The organism is Comamonas sp. CMM02, assembly GCF_014851485.1.
Lineage (GTDB): Bacteria > Pseudomonadota > Gammaproteobacteria > Burkholderiales > Burkholderiaceae_C > Comamonas > Comamonas avium.
On the sequence record NZ_JACUZW010000007.1, the window covers coordinates 54,937 to 68,610 of the forward strand.

A 13,674-nucleotide genomic window follows, 5' to 3' on the forward strand; every position below is an offset into this window, starting at 1 on the left:
GTTGACGTTCACGTCAATAATGCTGCGCATGAGTAAACCCATTCCCGCATCCACCACCTATTCGATCAGCGATCTGGCTCAGGAGTTTGACCTGACCACGCGCGCCATCCGCTTTTACGAAGACATGGGCTTGCTGCAACCTGAGCGGCAAGGCGCTGGAGGCCGCACCCGCGTGTACAGCCCGCGTGATCGAACGCGCTTGCGCCTGACGCTGCGTGCCAAGCGCCTGGGCCTGTCGCTGGTAGAGGCCAAAGAAATCATTGAGCTGTACGACAGCCCGCGCGACACGGGTGTGCAGCTGGAGCGTTTTCTGCAAGTGCTGGGTCATCACCGCCAGCAGCTGGAAGAGCGGATGGAAGACTTGCAAGTCACGCTCGATGAGGTGCGAGCCCATGAAAAAGAAGCGAAGTCACTTTTGCGCAAGCTTGCCAAACCAAAAGCTGCATAATTGACGTTAACGTAAAAGGAATCAAAGAATTCCACTTGAATGCAATGCAGGCAGGCAAAGGAGACAGCATGGCGGACCAACAAGCGCTGCAACGTGTGCGCGAAAGTTTTGTGTTGCAAGGGGCCATGACCACCTTGGGCGCGCAACTGACACATGTGGCACCGGGTGAGGTGGATATCAGTTTCGACTGGGCTGCGGCGTTGACGCAGCAGCACGGCTTTATCCACGCAGGCATGCTGTCTACGGCGCTCGATTCGGCCTGTGGCTATGCCGGTTTTAGTCTGATGCCCGCCGATGCGGGAGTGCTGACCATTGAGTTCAAGATCAATCTGCTGGCACCGGCCAGGGGGCAGCGCTTTCGCTGTGAAGGGCGGGTGCTGAAACCAGGGCGCACCATTGTGGTGGCCGAAGGGCGTGCATATGCCATCAACGATGGCCAGGAAAAACTCTGCGCCACCATGCAATGCACGCTGATGGCGGTGCAGGGGCGCGAAAGTATTGCGGGAAAGTAAGGCTGCACAAAGACAGCTGGCCAATTCATAACTAACAAGGAGACAACAGCATGAACAATCTGCCAGGTTTGAACTTTCAACTGGGTGAAGACATTGATGCACTGCGCGATGCTGTGCGAGAGTTTGCGCAAACCGAAATCGCGCCGCGCGCTGCCGAGATTGACCGCACCGACCAGTTTCCGATGGATGTGTGGCAAAAGTTTGGTGAACTGGGGGTGCTGGGCATTACGGTGCCCGAGCAGTACGGTGGTGCCAATATGGGCTATTTGGCGCATATGGTGGCCATGGAAGAAATCTCGCGTGCCAGCGCCTCTGTGGGGCTGAGCTATGGCGCGCACAGCAATCTGTGCGTCAACCAGATCAACCGCAACGGCACCGAAGCACAAAAGGCCAGATACCTGCCCAAGCTGATCAGTGGCGAACATGTGGGCGCGCTGGCGATGAGTGAGCCGGGTGCAGGCTCTGACGTCATCAGCATGAAGCTCAAGGCCGAAGACAAGGGTGGCTACTACCTGCTCAACGGCAACAAGATGTGGATCACCAATGGCCCGGATGCGGACACGCTGGTGGTCTATGCCAAGTCAGAGCCTGAAATGGGCGCGCGCGGTGTGACGGCGTTCTTGATTGAAAAAGGCATGCCAGGCTTTTCGATTGCGCAAAAACTAGACAAGCTGGGCATGCGCGGCAGCCATACGGGGGAACTGGTTTTTAACAACGTAGAAGTGCCGGCGGAAAATATTCTCGGCGGCCTCAACAATGGTGCCAAGGTGCTGATGAGTGGCCTGGACTACGAGCGCGCCGTGCTCACCGGTGGCCCGCTGGGCATCATGCAAAGCGTGATGGACAACGTGGTGCCCTACATTCATGACCGCAAGCAGTTTGGCCAGAGCATTGGTGAGTTTCAGCTCATTCAGGGCAAGGTGGCCGACATGTACACGGTGCTGCAAGCAGGGCGCTCGTTTGCCTACACCGTAGCCAAGAACCTGGACATGCTGGGCACCGATCACGTGCGTCAGGTACGCAAAGACTGCGCCAGCGTCATTTTGTGGTGCGCCGAGAAGGCCACTTGGATGGCTGGCGAGGGTGTACAAATCTATGGTGGCAATGGGTATATCAATGAATATCCACTCGGTCGTTTGTGGCGAGATGCGAAACTCTACGAGATTGGCGCAGGCACGAGTGAAATTCGCCGCATGTTGATTGGCCGCGAATTGTTTGCGGAAACTTGCTGAGGCACAGACCGCCGTCCCGCGTCGTTTTATGAACGAGATAAGGAACGCCACATGACTACCAGCACCTCCATCGACGACCTGTTTGTCCACAACAAAGCGTGGGCTGCGCAGATGGAACGCGATCGTCCCGGTTTCTTCACCGGGTTGATGGCACAGCAAAAACCACGCTATATGTGGATTGGCTGCTCGGACAGCCGCGTGCCAGCCAACCAGATCACAGGTCTGGAGCCGGGCGAGGTCTTTGTGCACCGCAACGTTGCCAATGTCGTGGTGCCCAGTGATCTGAACTGTTTGTCCACCATTCAGTACGCGGTCGATCACCTGAAGGTGGAGGACTTGATGGTGGTAGGCCACTACGGCTGTGGCGGTGTGCTGGCTGCGCTGGAAGGCATGCGTTTGGGGCTGGTCGATAACTGGACGCGCCACGTACGTGATGTACGCGACAAGCACTACAACCTGCTCAAGGACACGCCGGTTCAGCACCGCCATGATGTGCTGTGTGAGCTCAATGCCATTGAGCAGGTGGTGAATGTGGCGCAGAGTACCGTGATGCGCGATGCATGGGCAAGGGGGCAAAAAGTCAGCCTGCACAGCTGGTGCTACAGCCTGCACAACGGCTTGATCACCAACCTGGAAATGACCGTGCCCGGTGTTGGTGGCCTGCACGAAATTCACCAGCGCGCGGTGCAGCTGGTGGCTGAACGCCAGCGTGATTGATCATGCCCAATAGCCTGTAGGAGCGAGAATTTCCGTCATGTTTCCTCAACGACTGGATGCTCCTCAGGCTTATGAGATTGCGCAGGCCATGATGGATGGCGTAAATCGTCACTATCAGCTATTTCGAGCCGCAACGCAGGCCGCAAAGCAGCGTTTTGAACAGGCCGACTGGGTGACGCAGCAGCGTGCTCAGCGTGAGCGCATTGCCTTTTATGACCAGCGTGTTCAAGAGTGTGTGGCACAGCTTGCACAAGTGTTCGGCGCTGAAAGCTTGCCCATGGCGGTATGGCAACAAGTCAAGCTGCACTACATAGGTCTGATGGTGGGGCACTTGCAGCCAGAGCTGGCCGAGACTTTTTTCAATTCGGTCACCACCAAAATCCTGCATCGCACACACTTTCACAACGACTTTATTTTTGTACGGCCTGCCGTCAGTACGGATTTTTTGGAAAGCCTGCATGAGCCTGCCTACCGTGCGTACTACCCAGGTAATTTAGATGCACTGCCAGCAACATTGGTGCGCATCATTGCGCAGCTCAACTTGGATGGCTCTTTTGAGGATTTGCCGCGTGATGTGGATGCATTGGCTGCGCGCATCCAAGAGCGTCTGCAAGGTCTGACGCTGCGAGCCAATTTCCAAATACAGGTGCTCTCCAGCCTTTTCTTTCGCAACAAGGCCGCCTACTTGGTCGGAAGGATCATTACGGGCTACACCGAAGTGCCTCTGGCGGTTCCTATCTTGCATGCGCAGGCAGGTGGCTTGATATTGCATGCAGCGCTGTTAACGGAAGACGATCTGCATGGTCTTTTCAGTTTCGCACGTGCTTATTGCATGGTGGATATGGCGGTTCCCAGCGCCTATGTGGAGTTCTTGCACGCGCTGATGCCGCGCAAGCCACGCGGTGAAATCTACAGTGCCTTAGGCCTGGCCAAGCAGGGCAAGACGCTTTTTTATCGTGAATTTCTGCACCACCTGCGCCATTCCAGCGACCAGTTTCGAATTGCGCCGGGTATCAAGGGGCTGGTGATGCTGGTGTTTGATCTGCCCAGTTTTCCCTATGTTTTCAAACTCATCAAAGACAAGTTTCCTGCGCCCAAGGAGACCACGCGTGCTGAGGTAAAAGGCAAGTACCTGCTGGTCAAGCAACACGACCGTGTCGGGCGCATGGCTGACACCATGGAGTACAGCCTGGTGGCTTTTCCGCGCGCGCGCTTCAGCCAGGAGCTGATTGCCGAAATTCAAGCGCACGCGCCCAGTCAGCTGGAAATCAGCGACCGCGATGGCGATGGCCAGCAGGAGGTCATCATCAGCCACCTCTATATCGAGCGCCGACTGCTGCCGCTGAACATGTTTTTGCAAGAGTGCTTTGATGCAGGGCTGGAGCATGAGGGGCCGCGCAAAGCCATGGAGCGTGCGGTAGTTGAATATGGCAACGCCATCAAAGAGCTGGTGGCTGCCAATATTTTTCCGGGCGACATGCTGTGGAAAAATTTTGGTGTGACGCGCGGTGGCAAGGTGGTGTTCTATGACTATGACGAGATTGAATATCTCACGGACTGCAACTTTCGCAGCGTGCCCGAACCACGCACCGAAGAGGAAGCCATGGGCAGCGAGATCTGGTATCGCGTCGGCCCCAAGGATGTGTTTCCCGAAACATTCGGACCATTCTTGCTGGGCCATCCTGCAGTACGCGAGGTGTTCATGTGCCACCACGCCGATTTGCTGGACCCCGCCTTTTGGCAGGCGCACCAGGCGCGCATTGCGCAAGGCCACATGCACGACGTCTTTCCGTATGACCGCAGCCGGTGTTTGCAACCCGGCGCAGTGCACTGATTGTTTTTAGTTGACTGGTATTTACAAACCCAAAGGAGACCGACATGCCCCAACACCAAGACCCCGTAGTCATCGTCAGCGCCGCGCGCACACCCATGGGTGCATTCCAGGGCGATTTTGCTGACCTGGCCGCGCACGACCTGGGCGGTGCTGCCATTAAGGCCGCGATTGAACGCGCAGGTATTGCACCTGAAAAAGTGGAAGAAGTGCTGTTTGGTAACTGCCTGATGGCGGGCCAGGGGCAGGCCCCTGCGCGGCAAGCAGGTTTCAAGGGGGGGCTGCCACAAAGCACGGGGGCCGTGACACTGTCCAAAATGTGTGGCGCAGGCATGGAGGCCACAATGTTGGCCCACGATCAACTGATTGCCGGCAGCCGTGATGTGATGATTGCAGGGGGCATGGAAAGCATGACCAACGCCCCCTACCTGCTCAAGAAAGGCCGTGGCGGCTACCGCATGGGTCACGACAAGGTGTATGACCACATGATGCTCGACGGCCTGGAAGATGCGTACGAAACCGGTCGCTCCATGGGCACTTTTGGTGAAGACTGTGCCGCCAAATACAGCTTTACCCGTGAGCAGCAAGACGCGTATGCCATGGCCAGTGTCCAGCGTGCACAGGCCGCAGCCCAAAGCGGTGCATTTGATGCAGAAATCACGCCAGTGACCGTCAAAACGCGCAAGGGCGAGGTGACTGTCAGTGCGGACGAAGGCCCGGCCAAGGCCAGGCTGGACAAGATCACCAGCCTGAAAGCTGCGTTCAAGAAGGATGGCACCATCACTGCAGCATCCAGCTCCAGCATCAACGATGGCGCCGCAGCCATGGTGCTCATGCGTGCGTCTACGGCCAAGCAACTGGGCTGCAAGCCACTGGCCAAAATTGTCTCTCATGCCTCGTTTGCACAAGCACCGGAGTGGTTCACCACCGCGCCCGTGGGGGCCACTGAAAAGGCACTCAAGAAAGCAGGCTGGACGGCACAGGACGTGGACCTGTGGGAAGTGAACGAAGCTTTTGCCGTTGTGCCCATGGCCTTGATGGCCGAGCTGAATGTGCCGCACGACAAGGTCAATGTGCACGGTGGTGCCTGCGCTTTGGGTCACCCGATTGGTGCCAGTGGCGCGCGCATTATCGTGACGCTGATTCATGCGTTGCAAACCCATGGCAAGAAGAAGGGCCTGGCGACCTTGTGCATCGGTGGTGGTGAAGGCACGGCCATGGCAATTGAGCTGCTCTGACGCACGGGCATGGCACATGCCTTGGCTTACAGTCAGGTCATGTGCCACCGGTTGCATGCACGCACCTGCACGCGGCTGCGACCTTTTGACAGGAGCTACGCATGAGCGCCAATACACACGAAAACGATCACGTTGCTGCAGCACCGCTGGGTGTGCCGCAGATCGATGCTTTCTGGAGCGATTTTTCAGATCAACTGGCCAGTTTGGAAACGCTGGAGGGCGCTGAGTTTGTCGAGCAGGCCAATGCGTTGCTGCAGCCTTACGCTTCCGAGTTGTCGATCGAGCTGGAAGGGCGACTGAAAGAGCCAGGGGGCAAATTGGTTATCACCGCCCACGGCAATATTGAGCAGTTTGAGAACGTACAGGCCTTGGTGCGCCATGCGCCACAGGGTTTGCCTTACGGTGTGCAGGCTTTCCGTAGCCGCACGCTCAATCCTGAGTTTTCAATGGGCATGCAAGGTTTCGAGCTGTCCTGTACGGATGTACTGGTTGCGCATTACGACGCGGGGGGCATTCTTGGGCTGCAGCTGTCATTCGGTAAAGACATCCCTGTTGAGATGCAGGAGCATGCGCGCCACATGGCGTTCATCTTGCTTGACCATGTGCTGGGTGAGTGGGACTTTTCAGTGCGGGTAGGGCCCATTGAATTTGCAGAGCCAGGCGAGCATGTGGATGGCAGGCAGCCGCTGTCGCTGTTTCCTCCAATCTTTGATGCTTTCCAGCGTGACACATTGGGGCGCAGCTATGACTATCCACAGCAAGAACACGATCGATGGATCTCGCTGGAGGTTCGCGCGCGGGGTGCCGATGAGGATGAGGTCCCCGACCTTTTAACGTTCCATGACAGCGCCAACGCACTGGCAACGCGCGCTGATCTGCCCCATTTCATAACTTGGCGTCTGCCGTTCTCCAGCCAAGAAACGCTGGACAGCGCGCGCGATGCACACGACGCACTGGATGCGGAGCTGCGACGCCTGCAGCGTGGCGTACAGGCGTTTGCGCGCATGGAAGGCATGCAATCGCGCACTGTGGCGTTCTATGTGGATGACCCAGACTACGCCATGCAGCTGGCTAACCAGTTGGGTGCAGAGCATGCTCCCGGCCTGAAAGCCGAGCTGCAAGTGGCCTATGACCCTTCCTGGCGGGAGTATCTGGGGCTGTATGGTGCCATTCATCGCCATGAACGTGAATGGACAGAGGACGCCGCATGATCACAAACGAAACACAACTGCGCCAGCTGTATGCCATGCCGGGTGAGAGGGCTGTGCTCAAGCAGCGCACCGATCTGGATGCGCATTGCCTGCGCTTTATTGCGTTGTCGCCGTTTTGTGTGGTGGCAACGGGCGGAGCGGGAGGCAGCCTGATGGACGCTTCTCCGCGGGGTGGTGCCCCCGGTTTTGTGCATGCACCAGATGCGCAAACGCTGTGGATACCAGATGCAGGCGGTAACAACCGCCTGGATAGTCTGTGCAACCTGCTGCATGACCCGCGCATCGGGTTGCTGTTCATGGTGCCGGGTATTCAGGAAACCTTGCGCGTCAATGGGCAGGCCAAGCTGCGCGATGAAGGCCATTACACGGCACAGTTTGCAGGCCCGAATTTTCGCCCCAAGCTGGTGATCGAAGTGCAGGTGCAGGAGGCCTATCTGCACTGTGCCAAAGCCTTGATGCGCTCCAGGCTGTGGCATGCCCAGGCCCAGGTAGAACGCACCATGCTGCCCACCATGAACCAGATGGTGCATGCCCAGATCGGCCTGACGCCCCCCACCGAAACACAAGAGCAGATGGAGCAGCGCTACCGCTCGCAGATTGCGTCAGAGCAGGCCGAAGGTGGCGCAGGCAGCTGAGGCAGCTGTTCCTCGTGCCTTGTTACTCAGCATTGAGGTGGCTGGGCACTGATATTTTTAGGTTTACACAGGAGCAGTCATGGCTTTGGTATTGATTATTGGCGCGTCGCGCGGCCTTGGTTTGGGGCTGGTGAAGGCTTATGTGGCAGATGGCCACCGCGTCATCGCCACCGTGCGTCAGGTGGCTGACAAGCCGCGGTTGCAGGCCGAAGGTGCTGAAGTGCTGGTAGTGGATGTGGCCAATCCAGCCAGTGTGAGTGGCCTGGCTTGGCAGCTAGAAGGTGAAGCGATCAACCTTGCCGTATATGTGGCCGGCATGTGGAGTGATCTGAGTGCCGCGACAGCCCCTTCGCAAGAAGAGTTTGACCGGGTCATGCATACCAATGTGCTGGGGGCCATGCAGGTGTTGCCTCAGGTCGCGCCGTTGGTTGCTGCGGCGGGTGGTGTTTTTGGTTTGATGAGTAGCGAAATGTCGCTGCTGCGTGGGGCAGAGCCAGATGCCTGGCTGTACCGAGTTAGCAAGGCCGCGCTGAACATGGTGGTAGCCGCTTCGCAGCCCCAATGGCCCGGAGCCACATTGGTGGCGCTGGACCCCGGCTGGGTACAGACAGAGATGGGCGGCTCTGCAGCCCCTTTGACGGTGGCGCAAAGCGTGCAAGGCATGGTGCAAACGCTGGCCAGTGTCACGCCCGCCGATGGTGGGCGTGTGCTGCGGCACGACGGTGTGCGCGTGAATATCGGGTGAAGCGCAGGAGCATGAGCTGCTTACGCTTGTGCACATTGCGCTAGAGGTTGAATGTATCTAAAACAAATTACATCGATTGGAGACAAGACATGCTGCTGACCCCAGATCAGGAAATGATTCGCGATGCGGTGCGTGACTTTGTGCGCGAACAAATAACGCCGCACGCCGCACGCTGGGACAAGGAGCACCACTTTCCCAAGGACGTACACCAGGGGCTGGCGCAGTTAGGTGCTTATGGCATCTGTGTGCCTGAGGAGATGGGTGGAGCTGGGTTGAACTACATCAGCCTGGCACTGGTACTGGAAGAAATTGCGGCTGGCGATGGTGGCACCAGCACGGTGATCAGTGTGACCAACTGCCCGGTGAACGCCATTTTGATGAAGTACGGCAATGCCCAGCAAAAAGAGCAGTGGCTGCGCCCGCTGGCCCAGGGGCAGATGCTGGGCGCGTTCTGCCTGACCGAGCCGCATGTGGGCAGCGATGCCAGTGCGCTGCGCACCACGGCGGTCAAAGAAGGTGGTGACTATGTGATCAACGGTGTCAAACAGTTCATCACCAGTGGCAAGAACGGCCATGTGGCGATTGTGATTGCCGTCACTGACAAGGCTGCGGGTAAGAAAGGTATGAGCGCTTTTTTGGTGCCAACGTCCAATCCCGGTTACCAGGTGGCGCGGCTGGAAGAAAAGCTGGGCCAGCACAGCAGTGACACAGCGCAGATCAATCTGGAGAACTGCCGTATCCCCGCAGCCAACCTGATTGGTGCCGAGGGCGAGGGCTACAAGATTGCACTGTCAGCGTTGGAGGGGGGGCGCATTGGTATTGCTGCGCAAAGTGTAGGTATGGCTCGCGCAGCCTTTGAATGTGCACTGCAGTACAGCAAAGAGCGTGAGAGCTTTGGCCAGCCTATCTTCAACCACCAGGCGGTAGGTTTCAGGCTGGCAGAGTGCGCAACGCACATCGAGGCGGCCCGGCAGTTGATCTGGCATGCAGCCAGCTTGCGCGATGCAGGCCTGCCCTGTCTGAAGGAGGCTGCCATGGCCAAGCTCTTTGCCAGCGAAATGGCTGAGCGCGTGTGCAGCATGGCCATTCAGACCTTGGGTGGCTATGGCGTGGTGAGTGACTTTCCGGTAGAGCGGATCTACCGCGACGTGCGCGTGTGTCAGATCTATGAAGGCACCAGTGATGTGCAAAAAATTCTGATCCAGCGTGCGCTGGCCTGAATGCCACCAGCAGTGGTGTGCGGGTTTCAGTGTGCGCAATTGTCAAGCTTCATGGGCCTGCAGGGCGGGTTCGTGAAGCCGCCCGGTCAGGATCATCTGAGATGACCTGTCCCGTATGTGCTGACGCTGAACGCACCATTTAAACGCCGCGCCCCAGTCCATGCGCTTGTGGCACCGTGACGCCGTGGCTCAATGATTGACGCCGTCCAGGTCAATTGTGAAGCCATGGCGTCGTCGCGACGGTGCGCGAGACAGCGCAAGACCTAATTCGGACAGACGCTGTTTGACAAACAGTGGTGGCACGGCAAAGACGCTGGCAATTTCGTTTTCATTACGTGCCTGCATATCTTCTACGGCGAAGCGCAAGGCCGGCTCTGGCATGAGCAGGCGCAATGCAAAGTCATTGGCCTCGGCGGTGTGGTGCTGGCTAAAGTCCAGGCGAAAGTCACTGCCAATGTGTATCGGTTGCTCTCTGCCGGGTCGCAGATGGTGCAAGGCGACATGGGCCAGTGCATGGGCCACTACGTAGCGCTGGTGCACATTCGGCAGTTGCTGGTTTAGCACAATACGCGGCTGGTTGTCGCTGGAGATGGACAACAGCGCGCTGTAAGCCAAGTTGTTCTGCAATTGCAGGCGGACACCCATTTGTTTGAGGATGTGCGCGACATTCACAGGAACAGTTTGATCCCAGTGCAGCTTGAGAATACCTTCTGCTAAAAGTGCCATATGCCGCATTATCTCTGCGGTCTCAATTCGTTAGACAATGCCCGCATGGTCATGAAAGTAAGGTGCATGTATGACGATCAACAGCAGTGAGATCACATCGCAGTCGTTTTATGCCGAACGCAGGCAGTACCTGAAGTGGCTGGCAGGCGGTGCTGTCGGAGCCGGGCTGGGTGTATGGGCACAGCGCGAGGCATTGGCTGGTGTGCCAGCGCCTGCCCTGGCGCATGTGCCTTCAGCACTGCCTGGTACGCGTACGATGGAAAAGCTCACTCCTTACGAAGATGCAACCGGGTACAACAACTTCTACGAATTTGGCTTAGACAAGGCAGATCCTGCGCGCTATGCGCAGGAGCTTCCCATTGATCCCTGGTCTGTCGAAGTGGAAGGTCTGGTGCGCAAGCCTGGGCGCTGGGCACTGGAAGACTTGCTCAAACTCAGTCCCATGGAAGAGCGTATTTATCGTCTGCGCTGTGTCGAGGGCTGGAGCATGGTCATCCCTTGGATTGGTTATTCACTGGCAGAGTTGATTCGCAGGGTCGAGCCGATGGGCAGTGCGAAATTTGTAGAGTTTGTTACGGTTGCCGATGCTCAGCACATGCGCGGCTTGAAAAGTCGTGTGCTGCAGTGGCCTTATACCGAAGGCCTGCGCCTGGATGAAGCAATGCATCCACTCACGCTCCTGAGTTTTGGCATGTATGGACGTGTGCTGCCCAAGCAGAGTGGAGCGCCCTTGCGTTTGGTGGTGCCATGGAAGTATGGTTTTAAGAGCGCCAAAAGCATTGTGAAGATTCGATTTGTGGAGCAGATGCCCCAAAGCGCGTGGATGAAGTCAGCGCCACAAGAATATGGTTTTTATTCGAACGTAAACCCCGAAGTGCCTCACCGGCGGTGGAGCCAAGCCACTGAAAGACGGCTGGATGGTGGAGGGATTTTTGCGCCAAAGCGCAAAACACTGATGTTTAACGGTTACGCCGATCAGGTTGCGCAGCTGTACAGTGGTTTGGACCTGCAGCGTAATTTTTGATGCGCTTAGTTCGCCTTAACACATGGTTGTCTCACACCACGATCAAACCTGCGGTGTGGCTGTTGTGTCTGCTGCCACTGGCAACGCTGATCCTGCGCGTGATGGCGCAAGAGCTGGGGCCTAATCCCGCTGAGACCTTGCTGCGATCCACCGGGGACTGGGCCTTGCGCGGATTGTGTCTAGTGCTGACGCTGACGCCTTTGCAGCAAGGCATAGGGCTGACGGCGTTGGGCCGCTTGCGTCGTCTGCTGGGACTTTTTAGCTTTTTCTATGCTGTGCTGCATGCCCTGATATACGCGTGGCTGGAGGTGGGCTGGCAGTGGCAGGAGATGTGGCAGGACGTATTGGAGCGTCCGTTTATTACCGTAGGCATGCTGGCGTGGCTGCTGCTGGCGGTGCTTGCCGCCACCTCGTTCCAGGCTGCCATCCGCACTTTGGGTGGAAAACGCTGGAAACGGGTGCACCGCATGGTGCACCTGGCGGCGTGGCTGGTATTGCTGCACTTTTACTGGATGCGTGAGGGCAAGAACAATACCCAGGAAGTCTGGTACTACGTGGCCGTGATTGCCACCTTGCAGGCCTGGCGACTGTGGCGCTGGTACCAGCGGCGGAGCGCGCAGTCAGCCGTCAGGCTGTAGCAGTTGCTGTAGATGAGGGCGCACGCATTTGTCGCGTGACAGGGTCAATGTAGGCCGACGGTACCTGGTAGTTTTGCTCGTTGAAGATGTCGATGCCGCATTCCAGATTTTCAATCCAGCAGTAAAAATCCTCGACAGCCTTCTTCCCAAGAATAGGGGCACCATGCTGGGGCACTAACATTTGCACGTCAAGCTGGCGTGCCATTTTGGTCCAGAGGCGCAGGATTTTATTGGACACCATGTAGCGGCGATGAAAGGCTTCCATGCGCGGGATATGTGCTTGGATGTTGACCACGGGTTTGCGAGCTTCAGCACCTGTGGTCATCGAAACGGCCAAGTCACCCGTAAAGAGAATGCGGCTGACGGGATCGTAAAAATGGAAGTTCCCCTCAGAGTGCATGAAGTGAGCTGGCAGTAAAAGCAGTTCACTATTTCCGAGCGGCAGGCGCCCACCGGAGTCGGGAACACCTATCACACGGTTTTCAGTTTTCCCTACCTTGGTGAAATGGGGTGCAAAACGTTCCCATACACGTGAAATCACGAGCGATGCCTTGGTGCTGGTCATCCAGCGATCGAGAGAGGCAATGATGTCCGGGTCCGCGTGGGATGCGATGACGTAGGATAAATTTTTCGGCGGGAAATGCCGCGTCATTCCCATGAAGAGTTCATTGAAGGCCAAGTTCCCACCTGGATCAATGATGGCTCCTGTTCCGTTGTCAACGATGAGAAACTGGTTGCACTGAACAGCCTGCCCATCTTCCTCCATCAGGTCCGTGAACATCAGGCAAGCGTGTGTATTGTCGCGATAGAGTTCGATGGCCATCGAGGTATATGTCTCGTGAATGCAAACATGCACTGTAGAGGCGATGGTCAAAGATGCGCTTGATACAGCGCAAGCCGCTGGAGGTGCGGCTGTGGGGGCAGTTTTGTACTACTTGGCAGGGGTAGACATGGACGGGAGCACTGTATCGGGTAAGGTGGCGCGATCCTGGGCCGCCGGCTCTGTAGGCAAATACAGGTCACCACGTTGACCACAAGCACTGAGCGCCGCCGTACAAACGGCAAGGGCAATGCACCTGACTAGAATTTGGTAAACATTCAACATGAGTGGATTGTAATGACCGACCTTGAATATTTAGATAAAGCTGAACAACTGTTGCTCGCCGTTGAGCAGTGCTGCGACCGTCTCAATGACGACGTCGATGCTGACATTGATGCGCAGCGTGTGGGAGGCCTTGTGACTTTGGTTTTTCCCAATAAAACACAAATTGTGATTAACCAGCAAAAGCCATTGCACGAAATTTGGCTAGCAGCCAAGGCTGGAGGCTTTCACTATAAATTTGATGGTCAATGCTGGAAAGACACCAAGGGCAGTGGAGAGTTCTTCGAAAATTTAAGTCGCTTCGCCAGCGCGCAAGGAGGCCTTCCACTGACGTTCACAGCAAAGCTAACCTGAGCTAGCTGGTGGCAGCCAATGTCAAAAGTCCCAGTGTTTGA

The 13,674-nt window shown here is 56.9% G+C and carries 16 protein-coding genes; 13 read left to right on the forward strand and 3 right to left on the reverse strand.

Features of this window, described 5'->3' with window-relative positions:
- Positions 1 to 28: 28 nt before the first annotated feature.
- The 10 genes from IB213_RS17450 (at position 29) to IB213_RS17495 (ending at position 9,789) form a co-directional block, all read left to right on the forward strand.
- Positions 29 to 448, forward strand: coding sequence for a MerR family DNA-binding transcriptional regulator (locus IB213_RS17450; protein ID WP_191724228.1), 420 nt, complete (start codon positions 29 to 31; stop codon positions 446 to 448).
- A 68-nt stretch (positions 449 to 516) separates the two neighbouring features.
- Positions 517 to 960, forward strand: coding sequence for a PaaI family thioesterase (locus IB213_RS17455; protein WP_192408105.1), 444 nt, complete (start codon positions 517 to 519; stop codon positions 958 to 960).
- A gap of 50 nt (positions 961 to 1,010) precedes the next feature.
- Positions 1,011 to 2,192 (forward strand): isovaleryl-CoA dehydrogenase, encoded by a 1,182-nt coding sequence (locus tag IB213_RS17460; protein ID WP_191724226.1) that lies wholly within the window; start codon positions 1,011 to 1,013, stop codon positions 2,190 to 2,192.
- Positions 2,193 to 2,243: 51 nt separating this feature from the next.
- Positions 2,244 to 2,909: a carbonate dehydratase gene (gene can, locus IB213_RS17465; protein ID WP_191724225.1), complete on the forward strand. Its 666-nt coding sequence runs from the start codon at positions 2,244 to 2,246 to the stop codon at positions 2,907 to 2,909.
- Between the two features lie 37 nt (positions 2,910 to 2,946).
- Positions 2,947 to 4,743 carry a bifunctional isocitrate dehydrogenase kinase/phosphatase gene (gene aceK / locus IB213_RS17470; protein WP_192408107.1) on the forward strand — a complete coding sequence of 599 codons (1,797 nt, stop codon included), beginning with the start codon at positions 2,947 to 2,949 and terminating at the stop codon, positions 4,741 to 4,743.
- Between the two features lie 44 nt (positions 4,744 to 4,787).
- Complete coding sequence (locus IB213_RS17475; RefSeq protein WP_192408109.1) at positions 4,788 to 5,978, forward strand: acetyl-CoA C-acyltransferase; 1,191 nt, start codon at positions 4,788 to 4,790, stop codon at positions 5,976 to 5,978.
- 101 nt (positions 5,979 to 6,079) lie between these two features.
- Entirely contained in the window at positions 6,080 to 7,189 is a 1,110-nt protein-coding gene (locus IB213_RS17480; protein WP_192408111.1) for a hypothetical protein, read from the forward strand.
- Complete coding sequence (locus tag IB213_RS17485; protein WP_192408113.1) at positions 7,186 to 7,824, forward strand: pyridoxamine 5'-phosphate oxidase family protein; 639 nt, start codon at positions 7,186 to 7,188, stop codon at positions 7,822 to 7,824. Before IB213_RS17480 ends, IB213_RS17485 begins: the two co-directional genes overlap by 4 nt.
- A gap of 79 nt (positions 7,825 to 7,903) precedes the next feature.
- Positions 7,904 to 8,569: an SDR family oxidoreductase gene (locus tag IB213_RS17490; protein WP_191724220.1), complete on the forward strand. Its 666-nt coding sequence runs from the start codon at positions 7,904 to 7,906 to the stop codon at positions 8,567 to 8,569.
- 89 nt (positions 8,570 to 8,658) lie between these two features.
- The gene (locus tag IB213_RS17495) at positions 8,659 to 9,789 is read left to right on the forward strand and encodes an acyl-CoA dehydrogenase family protein (protein ID WP_191724219.1); all 1,131 of its coding nucleotides are present in this window, start codon (positions 8,659 to 8,661) and stop codon (positions 9,787 to 9,789) included.
- Positions 9,790 to 9,978: 189 nt separating this feature from the next.
- On the opposite strand, the gene IB213_RS17500 is transcribed toward IB213_RS17495, so the two are convergent.
- Complete coding sequence (locus IB213_RS17500) at positions 9,979 to 10,515, reverse strand: ImmA/IrrE family metallo-endopeptidase (RefSeq protein WP_192408116.1); 537 nt, start codon at positions 10,513 to 10,515, stop codon at positions 9,979 to 9,981.
- Positions 10,516 to 10,585: 70 nt separating this feature from the next.
- On the opposite strand from IB213_RS17500, the gene msrP reads away from it, so the two are divergent.
- On the forward strand, positions 10,586 to 11,539 hold the full coding sequence (gene msrP, locus IB213_RS17505; protein ID WP_192408117.1) for a protein-methionine-sulfoxide reductase catalytic subunit MsrP: 954 nt from the start codon (positions 10,586 to 10,588) through the stop codon (positions 11,537 to 11,539).
- 26 nt (positions 11,540 to 11,565) lie between these two features.
- Positions 11,566 to 12,177, forward strand: a complete 612-nt coding sequence (locus IB213_RS17510) for a sulfite oxidase heme-binding subunit YedZ (protein WP_225214234.1) — start codon at positions 11,566 to 11,568, stop codon at positions 12,175 to 12,177.
- On the opposite strand, the gene IB213_RS17515 is transcribed toward IB213_RS17510, so the two are convergent.
- Both IB213_RS17515 and IB213_RS17520 read right to left on the reverse strand, forming a co-directional pair.
- Positions 12,167 to 13,000 (reverse strand): MBL fold metallo-hydrolase, encoded by an 834-nt coding sequence (locus tag IB213_RS17515; protein ID WP_191724215.1) that lies wholly within the window; start codon positions 12,998 to 13,000, stop codon positions 12,167 to 12,169. The genes IB213_RS17510 and IB213_RS17515 overlap by 11 nt on opposite strands.
- A 108-nt stretch (positions 13,001 to 13,108) precedes the next feature.
- Complete coding sequence (locus IB213_RS17520; protein ID WP_192408119.1) at positions 13,109 to 13,282, reverse strand: lipoprotein; 174 nt, start codon at positions 13,280 to 13,282, stop codon at positions 13,109 to 13,111.
- Positions 13,283 to 13,294: 12 nt separating this feature from the next.
- Between IB213_RS17520 and cyaY the strand changes: the two genes are divergently transcribed.
- Positions 13,295 to 13,633, forward strand: a complete 339-nt coding sequence (gene cyaY / locus IB213_RS17525) for an iron donor protein CyaY (RefSeq protein ID WP_191724213.1) — start codon at positions 13,295 to 13,297, stop codon at positions 13,631 to 13,633.
- Positions 13,634 to 13,674 lie beyond the last annotated feature (41 nt).

Excerpts from the sequence above, each read along its gene's own strand:
- IB213_RS17515 (WP_191724215.1), bottom strand. The coding sequence starts at position 13,000 with ATGGCCATCGAACTCTATCGCGACAATACACACGCTTGCCTGATGTTC.
- IB213_RS17520 (WP_192408119.1), bottom strand. The coding sequence starts at position 13,282 with ATGTTGAATGTTTACCAAATTCTAGTCAGGTGCATTGCCCTTGCCGTT.
- aceK (WP_192408107.1), top strand. The coding sequence starts at position 2,947 with ATGTTTCCTCAACGACTGGATGCTCCTCAGGCTTATGAGATTGCGCAG.
- IB213_RS17500 (WP_192408116.1), bottom strand. The coding sequence starts at position 10,515 with ATGGCACTTTTAGCAGAAGGTATTCTCAAGCTGCACTGGGATCAAACT.
- IB213_RS17450 (WP_191724228.1), top strand. The coding sequence starts at position 29 with ATGAGTAAACCCATTCCCGCATCCACCACCTATTCGATCAGCGATCTG.
- IB213_RS17475 (WP_192408109.1), top strand. The coding sequence starts at position 4,788 with ATGCCCCAACACCAAGACCCCGTAGTCATCGTCAGCGCCGCGCGCACA.
- can (WP_191724225.1), top strand. The coding sequence starts at position 2,244 with ATGACTACCAGCACCTCCATCGACGACCTGTTTGTCCACAACAAAGCG.
- IB213_RS17460 (WP_191724226.1), top strand. The coding sequence starts at position 1,011 with ATGAACAATCTGCCAGGTTTGAACTTTCAACTGGGTGAAGACATTGAT.
- IB213_RS17480 (WP_192408111.1), top strand. The coding sequence starts at position 6,080 with ATGAGCGCCAATACACACGAAAACGATCACGTTGCTGCAGCACCGCTG.
- IB213_RS17495 (WP_191724219.1), top strand. The coding sequence starts at position 8,659 with ATGCTGCTGACCCCAGATCAGGAAATGATTCGCGATGCGGTGCGTGAC.
- IB213_RS17485 (WP_192408113.1), top strand. The coding sequence starts at position 7,186 with ATGATCACAAACGAAACACAACTGCGCCAGCTGTATGCCATGCCGGGT.
- IB213_RS17455 (WP_192408105.1), top strand. The coding sequence starts at position 517 with ATGGCGGACCAACAAGCGCTGCAACGTGTGCGCGAAAGTTTTGTGTTG.
- IB213_RS17490 (WP_191724220.1), top strand. The coding sequence starts at position 7,904 with ATGGCTTTGGTATTGATTATTGGCGCGTCGCGCGGCCTTGGTTTGGGG.
- cyaY (WP_191724213.1), top strand. The coding sequence starts at position 13,295 with ATGACCGACCTTGAATATTTAGATAAAGCTGAACAACTGTTGCTCGCC.
- msrP (WP_192408117.1), top strand. The coding sequence starts at position 10,586 with ATGACGATCAACAGCAGTGAGATCACATCGCAGTCGTTTTATGCCGAA.